Origin of the sequence: Pseudoalteromonas sp. APC 3495 (assembly GCF_030407645.1) — a bacterium.
GTDB classification, from domain to species: domain Bacteria; phylum Pseudomonadota; class Gammaproteobacteria; order Enterobacterales; family Alteromonadaceae; genus Pseudoalteromonas; species Pseudoalteromonas tetraodonis.
Map to the genome: position 1 here is coordinate 57459 of NZ_JASDDA010000005.1, position 21055 is coordinate 78513.

Annotated in this window: 18 protein-coding genes and 1 tRNA gene; 12 read left to right on the top strand and 7 right to left on the bottom strand. The window is 40.2% G+C overall.

The annotated features are described in order from the left end of the window. Positions 1–242 precede the first annotated feature (242 nt). The 6 genes from QL984_RS03285 (at position 243) to QL984_RS03310 (ending at position 5043) form a co-directional block, all read left to right on the top strand. Complete coding sequence (locus tag QL984_RS03285; protein WP_138764093.1) at positions 243–2204, top strand: NADPH-dependent 2,4-dienoyl-CoA reductase; 1962 nt, start codon at positions 243–245, stop codon at positions 2202–2204. A 395-nt stretch (positions 2205–2599) separates the two neighbouring features. After that, positions 2600–3148 (top strand): NAD(P)H nitroreductase, encoded by a 549-nt coding sequence (locus QL984_RS03290; protein ID WP_013464866.1) that lies wholly within the window; start codon positions 2600–2602, stop codon positions 3146–3148. A gap of 203 nt (positions 3149–3351) precedes the next feature. After that, on the top strand, positions 3352–3729 hold the full coding sequence (locus QL984_RS03295) for a hypothetical protein (RefSeq protein ID WP_024601029.1): 378 nt from the start codon (positions 3352–3354) through the stop codon (positions 3727–3729). A gap of 98 nt (positions 3730–3827) precedes the next feature. After that, positions 3828–3918, top strand: a tRNA-Ser gene (locus tag QL984_RS03300). A 114-nt stretch (positions 3919–4032) separates the two neighbouring features. Further along, on the top strand, positions 4033–4356 hold the full coding sequence (locus QL984_RS03305) for a hypothetical protein (RefSeq protein WP_013464868.1): 324 nt from the start codon (positions 4033–4035) through the stop codon (positions 4354–4356). A gap of 69 nt (positions 4357–4425) precedes the next feature. Then, entirely contained in the window at positions 4426–5043 is a 618-nt protein-coding gene (locus QL984_RS03310; RefSeq protein ID WP_008112467.1) for an FKBP-type peptidyl-prolyl cis-trans isomerase, read from the top strand. Positions 5044–5121: 78 nt separating this feature from the next. Here QL984_RS03310 and QL984_RS03315 read toward each other — a convergent pair whose 3' ends face one another. Both QL984_RS03315 and QL984_RS03320 read right to left on the bottom strand, forming a co-directional pair. Beyond that, on the bottom strand, positions 5122–7512 hold the full coding sequence (locus QL984_RS03315; RefSeq protein ID WP_058154556.1) for a TonB-dependent receptor: 2391 nt from the start codon (positions 7510–7512) through the stop codon (positions 5122–5124). Positions 7513–7685: 173 nt separating this feature from the next. Further along, a complete protein-coding gene (locus tag QL984_RS03320; RefSeq protein ID WP_008465669.1) occupies positions 7686–8075 on the bottom strand; it encodes a YkgJ family cysteine cluster protein in 390 nt (129 codons plus the stop codon). 208 nt (positions 8076–8283) lie between these two features. Between QL984_RS03320 and QL984_RS03325 the strand changes: the two genes are divergently transcribed. The 3 genes from QL984_RS03325 (at position 8284) to QL984_RS03335 (ending at position 9949) form a co-directional block, all read left to right on the top strand. Further along, complete coding sequence (locus QL984_RS03325; protein ID WP_171046527.1) at positions 8284–8709, top strand: tetratricopeptide repeat protein; 426 nt, start codon at positions 8284–8286, stop codon at positions 8707–8709. 142 nt (positions 8710–8851) lie between these two features. After that, on the top strand, positions 8852–9325 hold the full coding sequence (locus QL984_RS03330) for a hypothetical protein (RefSeq protein ID WP_013464870.1): 474 nt from the start codon (positions 8852–8854) through the stop codon (positions 9323–9325). Between the two features lie 27 nt (positions 9326–9352). Beyond that, a complete protein-coding gene (locus QL984_RS03335) occupies positions 9353–9949 on the top strand; it encodes a DUF1287 domain-containing protein (protein WP_013464871.1) in 597 nt (198 codons plus the stop codon). A gap of 97 nt (positions 9950–10046) precedes the next feature. Here QL984_RS03335 and yfaE read toward each other — a convergent pair whose 3' ends face one another. The 5 genes from yfaE to ubiG all read right to left on the bottom strand — a co-directional run bounded on the left by yfaE (position 10047) and on the right by ubiG (position 15607). Next, positions 10047–10319 carry a class I ribonucleotide reductase maintenance protein YfaE gene (gene yfaE, locus QL984_RS03340; protein WP_076919572.1) on the bottom strand — a complete coding sequence of 91 codons (273 nt, stop codon included), beginning with the start codon at positions 10317–10319 and terminating at the stop codon, positions 10047–10049. Continuing rightward, a complete protein-coding gene (gene nrdB, locus QL984_RS03345) occupies positions 10319–11449 on the bottom strand; it encodes a class Ia ribonucleoside-diphosphate reductase subunit beta (RefSeq protein ID WP_131690997.1) in 1131 nt (376 codons plus the stop codon). The genes yfaE and nrdB overlap by 1 nt, the downstream gene beginning before the upstream one ends. A gap of 73 nt (positions 11450–11522) precedes the next feature. Then, a complete protein-coding gene (gene nrdA, locus QL984_RS03350; RefSeq protein ID WP_076919570.1) occupies positions 11523–13805 on the bottom strand; it encodes a class 1a ribonucleoside-diphosphate reductase subunit alpha in 2283 nt (760 codons plus the stop codon). A gap of 411 nt (positions 13806–14216) precedes the next feature. Continuing rightward, positions 14217–14897, bottom strand: coding sequence for an HAD-IA family hydrolase (locus QL984_RS03355; protein WP_058154559.1), 681 nt, complete (start codon positions 14895–14897; stop codon positions 14217–14219). Beyond that, on the bottom strand, positions 14897–15607 hold the full coding sequence (ubiG, locus tag QL984_RS03360; RefSeq protein ID WP_028835280.1) for a bifunctional 2-polyprenyl-6-hydroxyphenol methylase/3-demethylubiquinol 3-O-methyltransferase UbiG: 711 nt from the start codon (positions 15605–15607) through the stop codon (positions 14897–14899). The genes QL984_RS03355 and ubiG overlap by 1 nt, the downstream gene beginning before the upstream one ends. A 178-nt stretch (positions 15608–15785) precedes the next feature. On the opposite strand from ubiG, the gene gyrA reads away from it, so the two are divergent. The 3 genes from gyrA (at position 15786) to aroA (ending at position 20960) form a co-directional block, all read left to right on the top strand. Next, the gene (gyrA, locus tag QL984_RS03365; protein ID WP_008465686.1) at positions 15786–18485 is read left to right on the top strand and encodes a DNA topoisomerase (ATP-hydrolyzing) subunit A; all 2700 of its coding nucleotides are present in this window, start codon (positions 15786–15788) and stop codon (positions 18483–18485) included. A gap of 115 nt (positions 18486–18600) precedes the next feature. Further along, positions 18601–19683 carry a 3-phosphoserine/phosphohydroxythreonine transaminase gene (gene serC, locus QL984_RS03370; protein ID WP_138764095.1) on the top strand — a complete coding sequence of 361 codons (1083 nt, stop codon included), beginning with the start codon at positions 18601–18603 and terminating at the stop codon, positions 19681–19683. After that, positions 19683–20960: a 3-phosphoshikimate 1-carboxyvinyltransferase gene (gene aroA, locus QL984_RS03375; RefSeq protein ID WP_138764096.1), complete on the top strand. Its 1278-nt coding sequence runs from the start codon at positions 19683–19685 to the stop codon at positions 20958–20960. The genes serC and aroA overlap by 1 nt, the downstream gene beginning before the upstream one ends. Positions 20961–21055: the final 95 nt, after the last annotated feature.

Below are 21055 nucleotides of genomic sequence, written 5' to 3' on the forward strand. Positions count from 1 at the left end.
AACGAAACATTTATAAATTCAATTACACTTGAGATTAAACACGTGTTTATTTAATAAATAATTACTGAAATTATGGCTGTAGTCACTACTTTTAACTCACTCTATTGGTCAATATAAACGCAGTCAACAGGTTTTAAGTTAAAAAATTATTAAGTTTAATCTGCTCATATATTGCTTATTGTTGGTCATTAAAGCAGAATTGACTAAATGCACACAGGTTAGACCAGTTATTGGGGCACAGGATGTTAGAACAAAAATTAGAACTAAAACACACACAATTACGTAACCGTTTAGTAATGGGATCAATGCATACCGGCCTCGAAGAGGGATGGCATAATCGTAATCGCCTTCGTGCTTTTTATGAAGCACGTGCTAAAGGTGGCACAGCAATGCTCATTACGGGGGGATATAGCCCTAATCTTCGCGGCAAGTTAACGCCTATTTCATCATCATTTAATAGTTATTATGATGTTTTTAAACACCGCGCTTATACACAAGCTGTTCATCAACATGGTGGTAAAATTTGCCTGCAGTTATTGCATGCTGGGCGCTATGCTTATCATCCATTCAATCAAGCCCCAAGTGCGATAAAAGCACCGATCAATCCTTATAAACCTAAGGCTATGTCTTTAAGTTCAATTAAAAAAACCATTAAAGATTTTGCTCACTCTGCATATTTAGCAGAAAAAGCAGGTTACGACGGCGTAGAGGTGATGGGCTCTGAAGGTTACTTAATTAATGAATTTATGGCACCGCATACAAACAAACGAGACGATGAGTTTGGTGGCAGTCTTGAAAACAGAATGCGTTTAGCTGTTGAGATTGTAAAAGCAGTAAGAGCTAAAGTTTCAGATAAATTTCTAATTATTTTTAGACTGTCTGTTATCGATTTAATTCCGAATGGCTCAACTCCTGAGGAAGTAACACAACAAGCTATTGCACTTGAAAAAGCAGGTGTTGATATTTTTAATACTGGCATTGGTTGGCATGAAGCACGGGTACCGACAATTGCAAGCATGGTACCCCCAGGCGCATTTAAAGAAGCGTCAAAGCGGTTGAAAGATGTTATTAGCGTGCCTGTTATTGCCGTAAACCGCATTAATACACCAGAGATTGCCAACGATATTTTAACGGCGGGTGAAGCTGATTTAATCTCTATGGCGCGCCCTTTACTTGCCGATCCTGAGTTCTTTAATAAATATCAAGCCAAGCGCTCTGAACATATTAATATTTGTATAGGGTGTAATCAGGGCTGTTTAGACCATGTATTTAAAGGTAAACGTGCCACTTGCTTAGTTAACCCACAAGCGGGTTTTGAACTTGATTACCCTCTAGAAAAAGCCGCAACAGCTAAAAATGTATTAGTGGTTGGAGCGGGTCCTGCTGGGCTTTCTTCAAGTTGCTACTTAGCGCAAAAAGGTCACAATGTAACGCTTATTGACCAAAAGCAGCATATGGGTGGGCAGTTTAATTTAGCCATGCAAATACCTGGTAAAGAAGACTTTAACCATACATTGGCTTACTTTACCAATGAACTTAAGCGTTTAAACGTCACCATTGAATTAGGAAAAGCATTTGATGATAGTATGCTGAGTCAGTTTGACGATGTGGTTTTTGCCACGGGTGTAAGGCCACGTGAAGCCTCTATAGAATGTAGTGATGACAAACGTGTTTTTGCCTACGATGAAGTCATTCGCGGTGAGGTTGAACTTGGTAACTCGATTGCGATTTTAGGCGCAGGCGGTATCGGTTTTGATATGGTGGCATTTTTAAGTGAACATAAATCACAAAGTATCAGCGACTTTAAAACCCAGTGGGGAATAGAGTGCGATGCTCAGCCTCATAAAGATGAGCGTCAACTTTATATGCTTAAACGCAGTGAAGGGCGCTTTGGTGGTGATTTAGGTAAAACAACCGGTTGGATACATCGTCAAGTTGCTAAACAACATGGCGTTAAGCAAATTGCCAATTGCCAATACCATCGTTTTGATAAAAACGGCCTAACTATAAGTGTTTCTGGCGAAACGCAAGTATTGCCAGTTGATACTGTGATTGCTTGTATTGGCCAAGTGTCTAATGACGAACTATTTAAGGCGCAAGCAGAGAATGCCAAGGTTCATGTTATTGGTGGCGCTAAACTGGCAGCGGCTATTGATGCCAAGCGCGCTATATTTGAAGCTTTACAAGTTGCACGCAGTATCTAATATGCAATTTAAGTAAGTACACGGGTCTGATTATTTTTTAAAGATAGTTAACTTATAATCAGACCCTTATATTGTTGATTTTTACCTTATCCCATTCCTTGTATAGCTAATAAATACGCTATTGCGACTTTCAATGGTGCCTCGGCTACAACGCTTAACTGGCAAAATTAAATCTATAAAGCCCCTCATTAGTTCGACCTAATTATTTACACGCAAAAGGCTAGCGCCATTTTGTAATGGCACAAATACACGGCTATTTGGGTTGCGATATTATTTGTGTGCTTTTTTAACCTAGGTACTTTCTTGATAAGCAAATAATAACAGCGGGGTGCCCATTATATTTTAACCTAAGGGTTTCAATGGTATGCTATTGTTTTGTCTTTTGAGTAATTATAATGGATGCTATTGAGCTTTTATTAACCCGCCAGTCAGATGCAAAACTGACAGAGCCAGGCCCTAATGAAGAACAACTAAACATTATTCAGCAGGCTGGGCTCAGAGTTCCCGATCATGGCTGTATTGCGCCTTGGCAATATATCATTGTTCAAGGGGATGCACGTCATAAGTTGGGTGAAATTTATTATCAAAGCGCTTTGGCCGAGCAGCAAGCTGAAAAAGTAATTAATCGTGCTAAAGAGTTACCCCTTAGAGCACCCATGATCATTATTGCCATTGCAAAATATCAACAACATCCAAAAGTACCAAGAATAGAACAAGTTCAAAGTGCAGGCTGTGGCGTGCTGGCTATGCAACAAGCCGCATTTGCACAAGGGCTTGGCGGTATTTGGCGCACAGGTTACTTTGCACAAAGCCCCAGTGTTAAACACGCGCTTAACTTAAATAATGATGATGAAATAGTGGGTTATTTGTATTTAGGGACGCCAGCAGTTGAGTGTAAAAAGTCACCGCGCCATAAGCCAGAAAACTATTTTAGTTTTTTGTAGCAATAGGATGAACTTTTTATATTCAATATAGTCATAATTCATTAAGTTAATCGTGTTACACTACCGCGGTTAATATTGTAGCTGCGAGAAGCGCACGGAAGCACCATACGCAATAAATCTTCTTCAGTTTGTTTTTTAATCGGTTGTTTTTTGGTAATGTATGGAAAGTCTTACCAATAATAACGATAAAGAAGACGAAAATGATGGGAAATTTATTTTTACGTGAAAAAGAAAACTGGTTTGCTTGGTCAATCTGGGGTGTTGTTGGCGCGCTTGCGACATTTTATGTTGCAATGAATACACAAGCAGCTCACTTTATTGCTGCAACTGCGATGGGCGTCCTAGTACTACTAACATGGTGGATGCAACAGTCTCGACGATTTGATTTTGGCAGAGCCTTTAAAATATGCTGCTATGTTCTATTATTCACCGTCCTACCTTCGTTTGTGTTAGTTGTGATCCCAAGTGATGATTTAAACCGCTTCGATTTAATATTTCAAAGTATTGCATTTTTAACTGCCAGCTTATTGGTGTGTTTAGTATGTTCTTGGATTGCCCGCAGACCTAAACAATATTACTAGGGTTTATGACTATCTTGGTTAATATTTAACTATTTAATCAGTTTTAGTAAAATAGGGCTTTACAAGCTAAGCGTATGATCTTATTATGCGCGCCGTACGGAGAGATGGCAGAGTGGTCGAATGCACCGGTCTTGAAAACCGGCAGGGGTTTATAGCCCCTCTAGGGTTCAAATCCCTATCTCTCCACCATTATTTAAAAAACCGCCTTATTGGCGGTTTTTTGCTATCTGGAGCTTTATTATGTCACAGTCCCCGGAGTTATCCTTCTCTAAACGTTTACTTAAGCACATCCTGCTATGGACTGTGTTTGGTTATTGTTACCAAAGTGCCATATCGTTATTACAAAAAATGGCCATTGATGCATACCCAGATAATGCGCTGATGATGACTTTCTTATATGGCATCGGGTTTAATCTTTTATCCGGGCATTTAATCACAAAATACGATCATTTTTGGCCAGTGTGGGGCGCGTTTTACATTGGCATTATCGGTTTGGTGGCTGTGCCTCTTTTGTTGATCGGCGTGGTCGGATTGTTGCCGATGAGCTTACTTGTTGGAATTTTGCTCAGTTTACCTGTGTGTACCTTTGCTATTGGTTTAATTAAAGAAAAACTCAATAAAAACTAGCCCCAAACGGCTTTTATTTTGTGATAGCATATACGGGTCTTTTAACTAACAAAACGTGAATAACACATTATGTCAGATAATTTTACTACAGATGCTGAAAAAGCAAGTTACGGTATTGGCTTACAAATGGGTGAGCAACTTAAGGCTAACCCTTTTGAAGGTTTAAACTTAAATTCAGTATTTGAAGGCATGAAAGATGCGTATGCAGGCAGTGCTTTTCAAGTAGAGATCCCTGAGATCCAAGCTGCATTTGAGAAAATCAACGAAGAGATCCAAGCTCGTCGTGAAGAAGAAGCTAAAGTATTGGCTGCTGAAGGTATTGCATTTTTAGAAGAAAACGCAAAACGTCCTGAAATTACAGTTACTGAGTCAGGTCTTCAGTACGAAGTACTTGCAACAGGTGAAGGCGAAAAGCCAACTGCAGAGTCTACAGTACGTGTTGATTACCACGGTACTTTAGTAAACGGTACTGTTTTTGATAGCTCATACGAGCGCGGTCAACCTGCTGAATTCCCAGTAGGTGGCGTGATCAAAGGTTGGACTGAAGCATTACAAATGATGCCAGTAGGTACTAAATGGCGTTTATACGTTCCTCATGAGCTTGCTTATGGTGAACGTGGTGCCGGTGCTGCAATCGCACCTTACTCAACTCTAGTATTTGACGTTGAGTTACACGCGATTCTTTAATTAGAATTTAGTTGTAAAAAAACCGCATTCATTATTACGAATGCGGTTTTTTATTGTCTGATTAAAAATGAGCGCGTTTTAAAAGTAGCCTCTAACGCCAAATTGGAAGTTACGTCCAGGAAGAGGTGCCGTATCTTTAATAAATGAACTATGTACAAAACCAAGTTCATCAGTAATGTTATCAACACTTAGGTATAGCTGCGTGTCAACTGCGCCTAAATCAAGTTGATAATTGGCTTGTAAATCAATTAATGTATAGCCATCCGTTGCCGTTTCGTAAGCACTAATATCATTTTGCTCAAAGTAATGGGTTCCTGTTAAGGTAAATTGCGCATTACCTAGGGTATATTGTAGTTCTGAGCCCAATTTATTGGCAGGGATACGTGGTAAATTACCTTCATTATCTTTTAGTTTGGCGCGAGTAGAGTCACCAAATACTTTTACCATGGCGCTGGGGTTTATTTGATAATGTGCATCAAATTCAAAACCATAAAGCTGCGCATCTTTACTGGTAAATTGATAAACATCAATTGCATCGCTGTGTCCATTGGCAGCAGACTCAAAGCCATCCATCTCATCAAACACTAATCCGGTGTTTTGTTGATAATAAAAGTTTTTAATATCGTTATAGAAAAAGTTGACGGTGTAGCCAAAGTCACCGCTAAAACGACGTAAACTAATATCAAGATTGGTAGAGGTCTCTTGTTTAATTTCTTCAGGTTCAAAATGCGCTTCTGCCCCTTCAATATGATAGCCCAAGCCAAGCTCATAAGTACCTGTGGCAACATGCACACCATTAGAGAGTAACTCAGCTGAAAGAGGTGCACGCTCTGAATGTGACAAGCTAACGGCTAGATTGTGACTTGGCATATACTCCCAAATCGCACCTGCTGAGGCACTTACATTAGTAAAGCTTTCGGTGTAGTTAATGGTCTCATCTGCCGATACAGGTTGTTCATCATGGCTGTGCTGATGTGTATCTACATCACTTTTGATATCATAATCTTCTAGGCGGGCGCCAAGCTCTACGGTGACATCGCCAAATGTGCGTTCTTCAAGTAGATATAACGCATGGGTGGTAGTGACACTTGCAGGCGTAAACGCTTCTTCGCCAATTGCATCGTAATCAGATTCACTATAGTGATAGCCAATCATGCCATGCCATTGGCTTAACTGATGCTCTACATTTAAACGTGCTTCTGTGGTTTCGTTACTAAACGTGGTGCCAATCGCGCCATCTTCAATTTCACTGTGAGTGTAGTCGGTGTAGCCAAGACGAAGATTAATCGATTCAATCCAGTTATCATGAAATGCATAACTTACCAGTCCTTGCCAACGATCTTGCTCTAAATGAGCATAAACGGGAGTTTCTATATGTTCTTCATCCGCATGATCTTCATGATCGCCTTCTTCTTCATGGGCATGACCGTGATCATGTGAATGCCCTGGAATGCCATAGTCTGTTTCAATATTGCCGTATGAAAAGCCAACGGTTAAATGCTCACCGACATAGCTGGTACCAAAGTTCACTGTTTCACTGTCGATAAAAGTATTTTCAACTGAAGTGGCTGTTTCTTCATCGCCCTCAATGTGTACTTCACCTTCTTCATGTTCATCTGGTAGGTTAAAGCGAGGCGTTTGATAGTCATCACCACTGCGTTTGGTGCCATCAAAATGAAAATTAAAGTTATTGCTGCCTGTTTCTAATTTTGCCGCATAGGTGTTCGCATTTGAAACGGTATCGTGTGTGTATTGTGCCGCTCCCGAGAGTGCGTCAATATTATTGGTTGGAATACGGTTATCAACCACATTTACTACACCGCCAATAGCACCAGAGCCATATAGTAGGGTGCTTGGGCCTCGTAGTACTTCAATTTGTTCAGCGGCTAAGCTATCACTTGATGTCGCGTGATCTGGACCAATACGTGATGCATCACTGCTATCTAAACCGTTTTGAGTAATTTTAACACGAGGACCACCTAGGCCACGAATAATCGGACTTGAAGACACTGGGCCGAAATAACTCGCGTTTACTCCTGGTATTCCTTTAAGTGTTTCACCTAGGGTCGGTTTCGCTTTATTTTTTAGTTCATCCCCTGATAGTACGCTCACAGGTGAAATCATTTCTAAGCTATTTTTATGCAGTGCCGAGGCATACACAACCACAGTTTCAACCGAAGACGGCTTTAATGTAACAGTAATTGTATCGTCTACATTCTCAAGCGATATACGTGAATCGATGTAGTTATCTTTACTAATATGTAATTGGCTTTTAGCATCTATGTCGATGCTAAACTGACCTTGTTCATTGCTTTTCACGCTTTGTGACTTTCCATGAACATGGATAGTTGCATTAGCAATAGGTTGTTTTTTTGAATCTGTTACTGTGCCGTTAATCGTTGCTGCTAGGGCAGAGTGAGAACACAAAACAGACAGTAGCGCTGAGGATATGAGTGTTAACTTTGTCATAATTACTTCGAATCGTGGTTGTTATGTTGTGATATAATATAACACTACAAAATGGCATCATCAACAATGTTATACTATAACTTTTAATTTTGCGTTGAATGGCAAAATAATCGCGTTAAATTTACATTACCAGCTCATTATTACAGATCAGTGCATTTGTTATATTTATTCGCTTAAGAGCGGCTGTCTATCATTAGTATGTCTAATTTTTTTTGTGCTTTGAAAGGATTTTGTTTATCGATTGGTTCAAGCATTTCACAGTCATCGTTTATCATTTCTGAAATTAAACTTGGGTAGTGTCGGCAATCTTGAGGACGGTCATGGTAAATACTGCATGTATATTTATCTTTTTCTTGTGGATATTTTTTACTGCTAAGTACTAAAAATGGGCATTGCGTTAATTGCTCGCCTGTTTTGGGATCAAACCATAACTGATCGTTTTTAACATATTGAAATATTTCTGGGTTGAATAACGCCCACATTTCAATTTCATCCTGATTTGTATCTAAATCTGCCGCACCATATTTAGTGCAGCATTTACCGCATTGATTGCAATTTTGCATAGGGTAGGTATTTACTATTGCGACTTAAATTAAGCGTTAAGTGTAGCACTGTAATATCCAGGTTTTTAAATTAAACCTCTGTTTTTATCGCTTATAATACTTTTGTAACAACGCAGCGCTTAATAATAATGTACTATTAGGGAATATATTTCGAATACGATGCCTTTAATAAGTCAAAAAAGGCGCGTTAATAAGGTAGCGAGTAATTATGAATACTAAAGTATACAAAGCGGTTCACGATTTGGCGGAAAAGCTGATGGCAGCGGCTAATAAAAATGATACTAAACAGTTTGAATCTTTATATGCTGAGCTAAAAGCTATTTGTATTGAAAACGAAAATACAGCGAAAGATCACCCTGTTCAGTGGGAAACATTGGCTGATTTCACCGAAGAGCTAGAAGAAGCTATCGAGACTTACGAAAAAGCGTTACAGAAGTCGATAGAAATTAATAACAAAGATCATATGTCGTCTGTTGCCTTTTCTATGGCTACTTTACAGCTTGAGCTGGGTGATAAAGAAGCGGCAATTAAAAATCTGCAAGATGCTAAAATCAATGCAAATAAAATTGAAGACAAAGAATTAAAATCAGAGATCCATGAGTTATTAGAATCATTGGTTGAAGAAGAAGGTTAGTTTAAAGCGTTACTTTGTATTTATCATTCTAATAAGCGTCAGTAATAATACCATTGGCGCTTTTTTATTGATAAAAGCAAATTCTGCGTCATTAAATGTTTATGCTTAAATTAAGTCACTAAGCAAATTTTTTGGAGAAAACATGCTAGCGCAAATAGAACAATGGATTGATAAAACGAATAGCGAGTATGTTGATCAAAGAATATGTTGTGATACATTTGTTAGCGAATTTGCTGGCTTTTACCCGCATGATTTTTTGAAAACTGCATTTTATGTGGTTGTTGAACACATTCCCAAGCCTGACTTTACTGGTTTACGTGAAATTGGTTTAAGCGATTTTATTGACATGGATGTAGCAGGGATCACCTATAAAAACACTTATTACATATTACCTCATGTTGCGCGTAATTTAAGAGTGCATTTTCATGAGCTGGCTCATGTCGTTCAATGGCGCGAGCTCGGTGCTCACGCTTTTATTATGCGCTACATCAATGAAATCCAAACCTGTGGTTATGATGATGCTCCGCTTGAAAAAATGGCCTATGCACTTGATGCGCACTTTACCAGCAATGGAAATAAATTTAATATTCCTGACTATATTACTCAACAGCTTTAGTTAATAAATATTATAAAAGGAATTTATATGTCGCGCTTTGTGCTCTATTTACTAGCTTTATCTGCCCTTGATGTAAAGGCAGCCGATTTTAATCATGATATTGTCAACGCATTGATACACAGAACAACGCAACAAGTAACTTACGATGGCGCCTATCATAGGCTTGAATACCCTGGTGGCGATGTACCCGCTAATATTGGTGTATGTACCGATGTTATAATTCGATCCTATCGACAGCTTGGTATTGATTTGCAAAAGTTAGTACATGAAGACATGCAGGCCAATTTTCGCGCATATCCTTCTAAGCGTATTTGGGGATTAACCAAGCCAGATAAAAACATTGATCATCGACGTGTACCTAACTTACAGGTTTACTTTGAGCGCCATGCTCAAGTGTTAACTAAATCGCTTAATGCAGCAGATTATAAAACCGGTGACATAGTCACTTGGATGCTGCCAGGCAATTTACCGCACATAGGTATGGTCGTTAATCAAATAGCGCAGGACAGTGGTCACCCGCTTATTGTGCACAATATTGGTCGCGGACCTGAAATGAGCGATATGCTTTTTGCTTATACAATTACGGGTCATTACCGATTTGTACCTGCTGCTTATTCAGAGTAAATAACACGGCTATAATCGCGATTACTTGAGTAATAATTGCAGAAACAGGTAAGTGAATAAAGCGAGCTGTTAGGCATTATACTGTGTGGTTTGCTAGTTACTTTAAATTAATACTGATATCACCATTGGGCTTGCAGCAACACAATAGTATTTCACCATCACGCACAAAGGCTAACGGTTCTTCATTGTAATTGACTTCACCAGAGACAAGCGTAGCACGACACGCACCACAATATCCCTCACGGCACTGGTAAGCGGCATCAATTTTATTCGATTCTAGGCAATGTAAAAGAGAAGGGCAGCCAGCGGCAAAATCAATACGCTGGCTGTTATCTGCAAGCGTAATACTTGCAGTCGTTCTATCAGTCATTATAAATCAAAGTCACCAAATTCATCGGCATCTACTTGTGAATCAATTTGACCAACTAAGTATGAGCTAATTTCGGCCTCTTGAGGAGCAACTTGCACATTATCCGACACTAACCATGAGTTGATCCACGGAATAGGGTTGCTGTTATTTTCAAACTGTGCAGGTAGACCAATCGCGGTCATACGCGCATTGGTAATGTATTCAACGTACTGACATAGAATGTGTTTATTCAAACCAATCATCGAGCCATCTTTGAATAGGTACTCGGCCCATTCTTTCTCTTGCTCTGCGGCTTCAACAAACATCTTAATTGCTTCTTCACGGCATTGTGCGGCAACAATCGCCATTTCAGGGTCATCTTTGCCATCTTGCATGATATTTAAAATATGCTGAGTACCTGAAAGGTGAAGTGCTTCATCACGGGCAATAAGCTTTATAATTTTAGCATTACCTTCCATCAATTCACGCTCTGCAAACGCAAATGAACAGGCAAAGCTCACATAAAAGCGAATAGCTTCAAGGATGTTCACTGACATCATGGCCAGGTACAATTTCTTTTTCAGCTCAAATAAATTAACGACTACGGTTTGGCCATTAATTTCGTGTTTGCCTTCACCGTATAGGTTGTAAAGCGATACAGAATTGATTAGGTCATCATAATAAGTAGTAACGGCATCGGCACGCTCACTAATTTTTTCATTGCTAACAATGTCATCAAAAATGAGTTCAGGTGCTTGAGTTACGTTACGAATAATATGGGTGTACGAACGACTATGAATAGTTTCACTAAACGCCCATGTCTCAATCCATGTTTCTAGCTCAGGAATAGACACAATTGGTAATAGTGCTACGTTAGGCGAACGACCTTGAACACTATCAAGCAACGTTTGGTATTTTAAGTTGCTTAAAAATATATGCTTCTCGTGATCGGGAAGCGCTTGAAAGTCTAAACGGTCTTTACTTACATCAACTTCTTCAGGTCGCCAAAAGAAAGACAATTGTTTTTCAATTAATTTTTCAAAAATAGGGTATTTTTGTTGATCGTAACGTGACACGTTAACGGTTTGACCAAAAAACATTGGCTCTTGCATTTGGTTATTATGATTTCTGCTAAAAGTAGTATAAGACATGTTTATCACTCAAAAAACTATCACTAAAACTATCAGGACAAAGCGGGCAAGGCGCCCGCTTTAAGTTTAACTATTAAATTTTACACGCGCCGCCTGCACAATCATCATCTTCCACTTCTGGAGTGTCTTCTTGAGCATCTGATGCGCCATCGCGGGTATTATGGTAATACAGTGTTTTAACACCTAGCTTGTAGGCACCAAGTAAGTCTTTTAGTAAGACTTTCATAGGTACTCTACCGCCTTCGTATCTGTTTGGATCATAATTAGTATTTGCTGAAATTGTTTGGTCGATAAATTTCTGCATTATGCCTACTAATTGTAAGTAACCATCGTTTGATGGAATATCCCACAGTAATTCATAGTTATCTTTAAGGCGTTCGTACTCAGGGACAACCTGCTTTAAAATACCGTCTTTACTTGCTTTAACACTAATATGGCCACGTGGTGGCTCAATACCATTGGTTGCATTTGAGATTTGCGATGATGTTTCTGATGGCATTAATGCGCTCAGCGTTGAGTTACGCATACCGTGCTCTTTAATGCTGGCACGTAACGTATCCCAATCAAGGTGCAGTGGTTCATCACAAATTTTATCTAAATCACGCTTGTACGTATCTGTTGGCATAATACCTTGTGAGTACGTAGTTTCGTTAAATTTAGGACATGCTCCACGCTCTTTTGCAAGCTCATTAGATGCTTTCATTAAGTAGTACTGAATCGCTTCAAATGTTTTGTGCGTGAGTGCATTTGCGCTGCCATCTGAGTAACGCTTACCGTTTTTAGCTAAGTAGTAAGCGTAGTTAATCACACCTATACCTAGGGTACGACGTCCCATAGTGGCATTTTTTGCCGCCGGTACTGGGTAGTCTTGGAAATCAAGTAAGTTATCTAGTGCACGAACGGCAAGCTCAGCTAACTCTTCTAATTCATCCAGTGACTCAATCGCGCCTAAGTTAAATGCAGACAAGGTACATAAGGCAATTTCACCTTCTTCGTCGTTTACATTACTTAGTGGTTTAGTCGGTAATGCAATTTCTAAACATAAGTTAGATTGACGAATAGGCGCCACTTTCGAGATAAATGGACTATGCGTATTACAGTGGTCAACATTTTGTAAGTAAATACGACCGGTGCTGGCACGTTCTTGAGCAAACATAGAAAACAGTTCAATGGCTTTAATACGTTTTTTACGAATTGACTCGTCTTGCTCATACTTTACATAAAGTGCATCAAATTCATCTTGATCTTCAAAGAATGCATCGTAAAGGCCCGGCACGTCTGATGGACTGAATAAGGTAATGTAATCGTCTTTAATTAAACGCGAATACATTAGTTTATTAAACTGCACACCGTAGTCTAGGTGACGTACGCGGTTATCATCAACACCACGGTTGTTTTTAAGTACCAGTAGGTTTTCTACTTCTAAATGCCAAAGCGGGTAGAATAAAGTAGCGGCTCCGCCACGTACACCGCCTTGCGAACAGCTTTTAACGGCTGTTTGAAAATGCTTATAAAACGGAATACAGCCAGTGTGGTACGCTTCGCCATTGCGAATAGGGCTACCTAATGCACGAATACGTCCGGCATTAATACCAATACCAGCACGTTGAGAAACGTATTTAACAATCGCTGATGATGTCGCATTAATTGAATCTAAGCTGTCACCACACTCAATCAGTACACATGAGCTGAACTGACGTGTTGGCGTACGTACACCCGACATAATTGGCGTAGGTAAAGAAATTTTAAATAATGAAACCGCATCGTAAAAACGTTTGATGTAATCAATACGCGTATCACGTGGATAATCTGAGAATAAGCTTGCCGCTACTAAGATGTATAAAAACTGTGCGCTTTCGTAAATTTCACCGGTAACACGGTTTTGAACTAGGTATTTACCTTCAAGCTGTTTCACGGCTGCATAGCTAAAGTTAAGATCGCGTGAATGATCTAAGTAAGCATCTAGTTCATCAAGTTCTTGCTCTGTGTAATCAACAAGCAAATGTGCGTCGTAGCGTTTTTGTTCAACCATGTTGGTAACGTGGTCAAAAAGACGCGGTGGCTCAAATTGGCCATACGCTTTTTTACGTAAATGGAATACAGCTAAACGAGCAGCAAGATACTGATAATCAGGTGATTCTTTTGAGATCTGATCCGCAGCGGCTTTAATAATCGTTTCGTGGATGTCTTTAGTACGAATACCGTCATAAAATTGAATATGCGATTTAAGTTCAACTTGTGAAACCGAAACGTTATTTAAACCTTCGGCGGCCCATTCAATAACGCGATGGATCTTATCAAGATCGAGTGGCTCTTTACGACCGTCACGTTTGCTTACAGATAACTGTTGGTTCATAGCTTTGCCTGTATTCCTTGGGAATTAAATATTTTTGACCAATGCGTGCACCTAAAAAAGCGCAGTGCCTATTCGTTTATTGTTATTTTCACCGGTTTGGTGAATTTAATTGAATAACATTTAGCCACAATATCTGGTGTTGTTCAAATTAGAGATCACAAGATAGTGTGGTCTGGTATCTTTTGCAAGGGACAGAAACCGCTCTCATTGTGGATAACGTTGGGATAACGTAATTGTGTTAGTAGGCATTAACCTTTGATCAATCGGTTAAGTTGAAATTTGTAAAAATCAACTAAGGAAAGATTAAATTTACGCTTTTTTAAAATAAATTTTGTCTGCTTTTTTTATCATCAAGCTTTGCGTAAAAACTAACACAATCACAATATGTAGTGTTTATTAATTAACATGGCACTATATGTGGTTAAATGCATCTATAGGACTGTGCCAATTAAAATCCGCATTCCAAGCCAATGCCTCGTCAACACTCGGTACATATCCCCATAGTGCGGTTGCGGTGTGCATATTGGCTGCTTTACCTGCTTGAATGTCACGCTGCGCATCACCTATATATAGGCAGCGCGAAGGATCAACACTCATTTGCTCAGCGCAATACAGTAAAGGAAGGGGTGAGGGCTTAGATTCAGCTAAGGTATCACCGCTTATCACAATACGTGCATTTTTTAATGCAGGAATCGCCTTGACTAAAGGATCAGTTAAAAATCCGGGCTTATTAGTCATAATTCCCCAGGGTATTGCTTTGTTATCAAGTGCGATTAGTAATTGCTCTATTCCTACAAAACATCGAGTATGGGTGGCAATATTGGCAGCGTATTGCGTGACTAGCTCATGTAAAAGTTGCTCTTGCGGCTGTTGTGCCCAGCTTTCTTTAAAACCAGCAGCCAATAAAGCGGCAGCACCGTTTGAAGCCGCGGGGCGATATATATCACTGCCCACTTGGGGCTGTTGATGATTTTGCAGCACGGTGTTTAGTGCGGCGCCTAAATCATCAGCGGTATCGAGTAAAGTGCCATCTAAGTCAAACAGCAATGCTTGATATTCCATTGGGACAATGGGGGTTTGAGAGCTTGCCATTACGCTAACTTCTCAAAATGCAGCATATAATTTACGCTTACATCATCATTCATTGTGTATTGCTTAGAAAGCGGGTTGTAACTTAAACCAGCACTGGCACGTACTTTTAAGCCAGCTTGCTCTGCCCATGCAATTAATTGTGCAGGTTTAATAAACTTTTTATGGTCATGGGTACCCTCTGGGACCATTTTTAACAGTTTTTCTGCACCGACAATAGCGTATAAGTAAGCTTTTGGGGTTTTATTAAGAGTAGAGAAAAAAACATCAGCCCCAGGTTTTGCTAATTTAGCCACCGCATGAATAATAGAAGCAGGGTCGGGGACGTGCTCTAACATTTCCATACAAGTGATCACATCAAAGCGCTCAGGGTGCTCATCTGCAAACTGCTCTGCAGGTACTTTTATATACTCAACGGGGACACTTGTTTCTAAGCTGTGTAACTTGGCGACAGTTAAAGGCTCTTGCCCCATATCGATACCTGTTACGTTTGCGCCCATTCGCGCCATGCTGTGACTTAAAATGCCACCACCACATCCTACATCTAGGGTTTCTTTATCAAATAATCCTTTGGTTTTGTCTGCGATGAAATCTAATCGTAATGGATTAATTTCGTGAAGCGGCTTAAATTCGCCTTCTAAATCCCACCAACGTTCTGCGATGGCTTCAAACTTTGCTATTTCTGCGTTATCTACATTTTGATGTTCGGTCATAAAATACTTCCTCGTCAATCTGAGGCCATTATATAGGCCTAAATTGATAAATCGCAAAGTTTTGCGCCTGTAAATTAAAATTAATTGTGATAGCATGGTTACTTAGAAATAATAACAAACACTCTTAATACCTAATACTGGGTTGTTAAGAGCTGATACTGAAGGAATGTGATATCAAATGACTGATCTCGCCAATGAAATTCTGCCAGTCAATATTGAAGACGAGTTAAAAAACTCCTACTTAGATTACGCCATGAGTGTAATTGTAGGACGTGCATTACCAGACGTACGTGACGGTTTAAAACCTGTTCACCGCCGCGTTTTGTTTGCAATGAACGAGCTTAGTAATGACTGGAACAAGCCTTACAAAAAATCGGCCCGTGTGGTCGGTGACGTAATCGGTAAATACCACCCACACGGCGACAGTGCAGTTTATGACACCATCGTACGTATGGCTCAGCCATTCTCACTGCGTTACATGCTAGTAGATGGTCAGGGTAACTTTGGTTCGGTTGATGGTGATTCAGCAGCGGCAATGCGTTATACAGAAGTACGTATGGCAAAAATGTCGCACGAATTATTAGCCGATCTTGAAAAAGAAACGGTTGATTTTGTGCCTAACTACGATGGCACAGAGCAAATTCCTGATGTGTTACCCACTAAAATACCTAACCTATTAGTTAATGGTTCATCAGGTATTGCGGTTGGTATGGCAACAAATATTCCGCCACATAACTTAACAGAAGTCGTGAATGGCTGTTTAGCGCTTATTCAAAACCCTGAATTGACCATTACTGAGTTAATGGATTACATTCCTGGGCCTGATTTCCCAACTGCGGCGATTATTAACGGTAAAAAAGGCATTGAACAAGCTTATCAAACCGGTCGTGGTAAAGTGTACATGCGTGCGCGTGCTGACATCGAAACCGATGAAAAGACGGGTCGCGAAACCATTATTGTTCATGAAATCCCTTACCAAGTTAACAAAGCACGTTTGATTGAAAAAATCGCCGAGCTAGTTAAAGATAAAAAAATTGAAGGGATCAGCGCATTACGTGATGAATCAGATAAAGACGGTATGCGTATCGTTATCGAGATCAAACGTGGTGACGTAGGTGAAGTTATTTTAAACAACCTTTATTCACAAACTCAGTTACAAACAGTGTTTGGTATGAATATGGTTGCGTTAATTAATAACCAACCTAAGTGTTTCAACTTAAAAGAAATGCTTGAAGAATTTATTATCCACCGCCGTGAAGTTGTTACCCGTCGTACGGTATTTGATTTACGCAAAGCCCGCGACCGTGCGCATACGCTAGAAGGTTTAGCGATTGCACTGGCTAACATTGACCCAATTATCGAACTTATCCGTAAGTCGCCAACACCTGCTGAGGCAAAAGTTGCATTAACAGCGCGTCCATGGGAATTAGGTAATGTTAAAGCCATGCTTGATAAAGCAGGCGAAGACAACGTAGCACGCCCAGATTGGTTAGCAAGCGAGCTTGGTATTCGTGATGGTCAGTACTATATTTCTGAGCAACAAGCTCAAGCAATATTAGACTTACGTTTACACAAACTTACTGGTCTTGAACACGAAAAAATTCTTACCGAATATCAATCATTACTTGAGTTGATTGCCGAGTTATTATTCATTTTGGCAAATCCAGAGCGTTTAATGGAAGTTATTCGTGATGAGCTCGTTGAAATTAAAGAGCAATATGGTGATGAGCGCCGCACTGAAATAAATGCTGCAGCACACGATATAAGCCTTGAAGATTTAATCAACGAAGAAAACGTAGTTGTTACGCTTTCACATGAAGGGTACGTTAAGTATCAAGCATTAACTGATTACGAAGCGCAGCGTCGTGGTGGTAAAGGTAAATCAGCAACTAAGATGAAAGATGAAGATTTCATTGAACGTTTATTGGTTGCCAATACGCACGATACTATTCTTTGTTTCTCTACAGCGGGTCGTTTATATTGGCTTAAAGTATACCAGTTGCCACTTGCCAGTCGTGCAGCGCGCGGTAAGCCAATTGTTAACTTATTACCACTTGAAGCAGATGAACGTATTACTGCAATCCTGCCAGTACGCGATTATGAAGATGATAAATACATCTTTATGGCTACGGCGTTCGGTACGGTTAAGAAAACGCCATTAACGGCATACAGTCGTCAACGTGCAAGCGGTATTATTGCGGTTAACTTAAACGAAGGTGATAGCTTAATCGGTGTTGATATTACCGATGGCAGCAACGAAATTATGTTGTTCACTGATGCGGGTAAAGTTGTTCGCTTTAAAGAAGCTGAAGAAACAGCTGTTGTTGATGAAAATGGTAACCCTGTTCTTGATGAAGAAGGTAAGCCTGAAATCCGTTTCAAAGGTGTACGTCCTATGGGCCGTACTGCAACGGGTGTTCGTGGTATTAAGATGCCAGACGATCAGCGTGTTGTATCACTTATTGTACCAAAGAATGATGGTGCAATATTAACAGTGACAGAAAATGGCTACGGCAAGCGTACCCAACTTGAAGATTACCCATCTAAGAGTCGTGCAACTCAAGGTGTTGTATCAATCAAAGTGAGTGAGCGTAACGGTGCTGTTGTTGGTGCTGTACAGGTTGATGACAACGACGAAATAATGATTATTTCGAATCGTGGTACCTTAGTACGTACTCGCGTTAATGAAGTTTCTACGGTTGGACGTAACACCCAAGGTGTTATTTTGATCAGAACTATTGACGAAGAGCAAGTAGTTGGTTTACAACGTATAGAAGAGATTGAAGTGACTGAAAGTGACTTGGTTGATATCGAAGACGTTGAAACAGTAGATACAGTTATTGATGAAGTGGCGGATGACAATCCTCCTTCAGAATAATTAGATTGAAAAAAGCGGCCTTGGCCGCTTTTTTTATATGGTTGAAAAAAACTAAAGACACTTGAATTAGTTTAATTCAAGTTAAACAGTAAATTACTGGAATGAGGAAAAGGTAATGAGTATTTATAATTTTTGTGCGGGTCCTGCAATGTTACCACCGGCTGTAATGCAAAAAGCACAAAAAGAGTTTTTAGACTGGCAAGGGCTTGGCGTTTCAGTAATGGAAATGAGCCATCGCAGTAAAGAATTTTTAGCATTAACGGCGAAGTGTGAAGCTAGTCTGCGTCGTTTAATGAATATTAGTGATGAGTTTGAAGTGCTATTTATGCACGGTGGTGGTCGAGGTCAATTCAGTGCCGTGCCTTTAAACCTCCACGTTGATGGAAAAAAGGCGGTGTATTGTGAAAATGGCGTTTGGTCAAAAAGTGCAACTAGCGAAGCCGATAAGTTCACTCAAACCCACGCTATTGATGTACGTAATGATGATAACGGTTTATTTTCTATCAAGCAGGTAGCCGATTGGGTTTTACCAGCCGATGCTGCATATATTCATTACTGCCCCAATGAAACAGTAGATGGCCTAGAGATTTTTGATGTACCACGTCACCCAACGGCGCCAATTGTTGCTGATATGTCGTCGACTATTTTATCGCGCGAAATTGACGTTAATCAATTTGACTTAATCTACGCTGGTGCGCAAAAAAATATCGGTCCATCGGGCATTGCTATTGTGATTGTTCGCAAAACGCTACTTGAGCGTGAAGGGCTAGCTAAGCCGGGTATTTTAGATTATGCCCTTGAAGCAAAACAAGGTAGCATGTTCAATACCCCACCTACATTTGCATGGTATTTAGCAGCTGAAGTATTTGCATGGCTTGAACAAAATGGCGGTGTAAAAGCCATGGAAGCACATAATATTGCGAAAGCGCAGCTGCTTTATGATTTTATTGATGATTCAGATTTTTATACCAATAAAGTAGCGAAGCATTGCCGTTCACGTATGAATGTGCCATTTTGGCTGGTTGATGAAAGCTTAAATGATAAGTTTGTAAAAGAGTCAAAAGAAGCAGGCTTGTTAGCGCTTGAAGGTCATCGTATTGTTGGCGGGATGCGTGCCAGTATTTATAACGCGATGCCATTGGAAGGCGTACAAGCCCTAGTTGATTTTATGGCTAACTTCGCCAAGGAGAATAGTTAATGGAGCAACTTTCTTTAGCGCCTATTTCACAGGTTAATGGCAGTGTTACTCTGCCTGGTTCGAAAAGCTTGTCAAATCGCATTCTATTATTGGCTGCACTATCAAACGGCACTACGGTTGTAGAAAACTTATTAGACAGTGATGATATTCGTCATATGTTGGGCGCCTTAGCGCAGCTCGGTGTGAATGTGACACTTAATGATGAGCGAACCATCGCGACCGTAGAAGGTGTAGGTGGCGTATTTAAAACGCCAACTGAACCACTGTTTTTAGGTAATGCAGGTACAGCATACCGTCCGTTAACGGCAGTGCTTGCAGCGATTGCTGGGGAGTATGAGTTAATTGGTGAGCCACGTATGGAAGAGCGCCCTATAGGGCATTTAGTTGATGCTTTACAAGCGCTCGGGGGTGATGTTAGTTATTTAAAAAATAAAGATTACCCGCCACTTAAAATTATCGGTGGGCAAATAGCCGGCGGTGAGGTCGAAATTGACGGCAGTATTTCAAGTCAATTTTTAACGGCGCTGCTCATGGCTGCGCCGTTATTTAAAGGCGATACACACATTAAAATTAAAGGCACCTTAGTCTCTAAGCCTTATATTGATATTACTCTGGATGTGATGGCGCGCTTTGGTGTAACTGTTGAGCATGATAATTACACCACGTTCTTCGTTAAAGGTGCTCAGCAATACCAAGCGGTTGAGCGCATAATGGTTGAAGGTGATGCTTCATCGGCTTCTTATTTTATTGCTGCTGCAGCAATTGCCGGTGGCGAAATAGAAATTAAAGGCGTTGGCGCTAAATCAGTTCAAGGTGATATTGGCTTTGCTAAAGTGATGGAGCAGGTTGGTGCCAAAATTGATTGGTATGACGAGCGTTTAGTTGTTCGTAAAGGCGAGCTTAACGGTATCGATATAGATGCTAATGCGATACCTGATGCTGCAATGACCTTGGCGACTGTTGCCTTGTTTGCTAAAGGGCCAACCGCTATTCGTAATATTTATAACTGGCGGGTAAAAGAAACTGATCGTTTACATGCAATGGCCACCGAGCTTAGAAAAGTAGGGGCTGAAGTGGTTGAAGGGCACGACTTTATTGAGATCACACCGCCAAAGCAATTTAATAATGTGGCTGTAGATACCTACGACGATCACCGTATTGCCATGTGCTTTGCAATGGTAGCGGTAGGGGGTAAGCCCATAACGATTAACGATCCGGCCTGTACTTATAAGACATTCCCAACATTTTTCAAAGTGTTAGCATCTGTCAGTAAATAGGCTATTTATAAGTATTTATAAAAAGTTACATACTAAAAGCGGATAATCTTTATTAATTGGCGTATAATGTGGCGGTTTATTTTGGTGTGCATTGA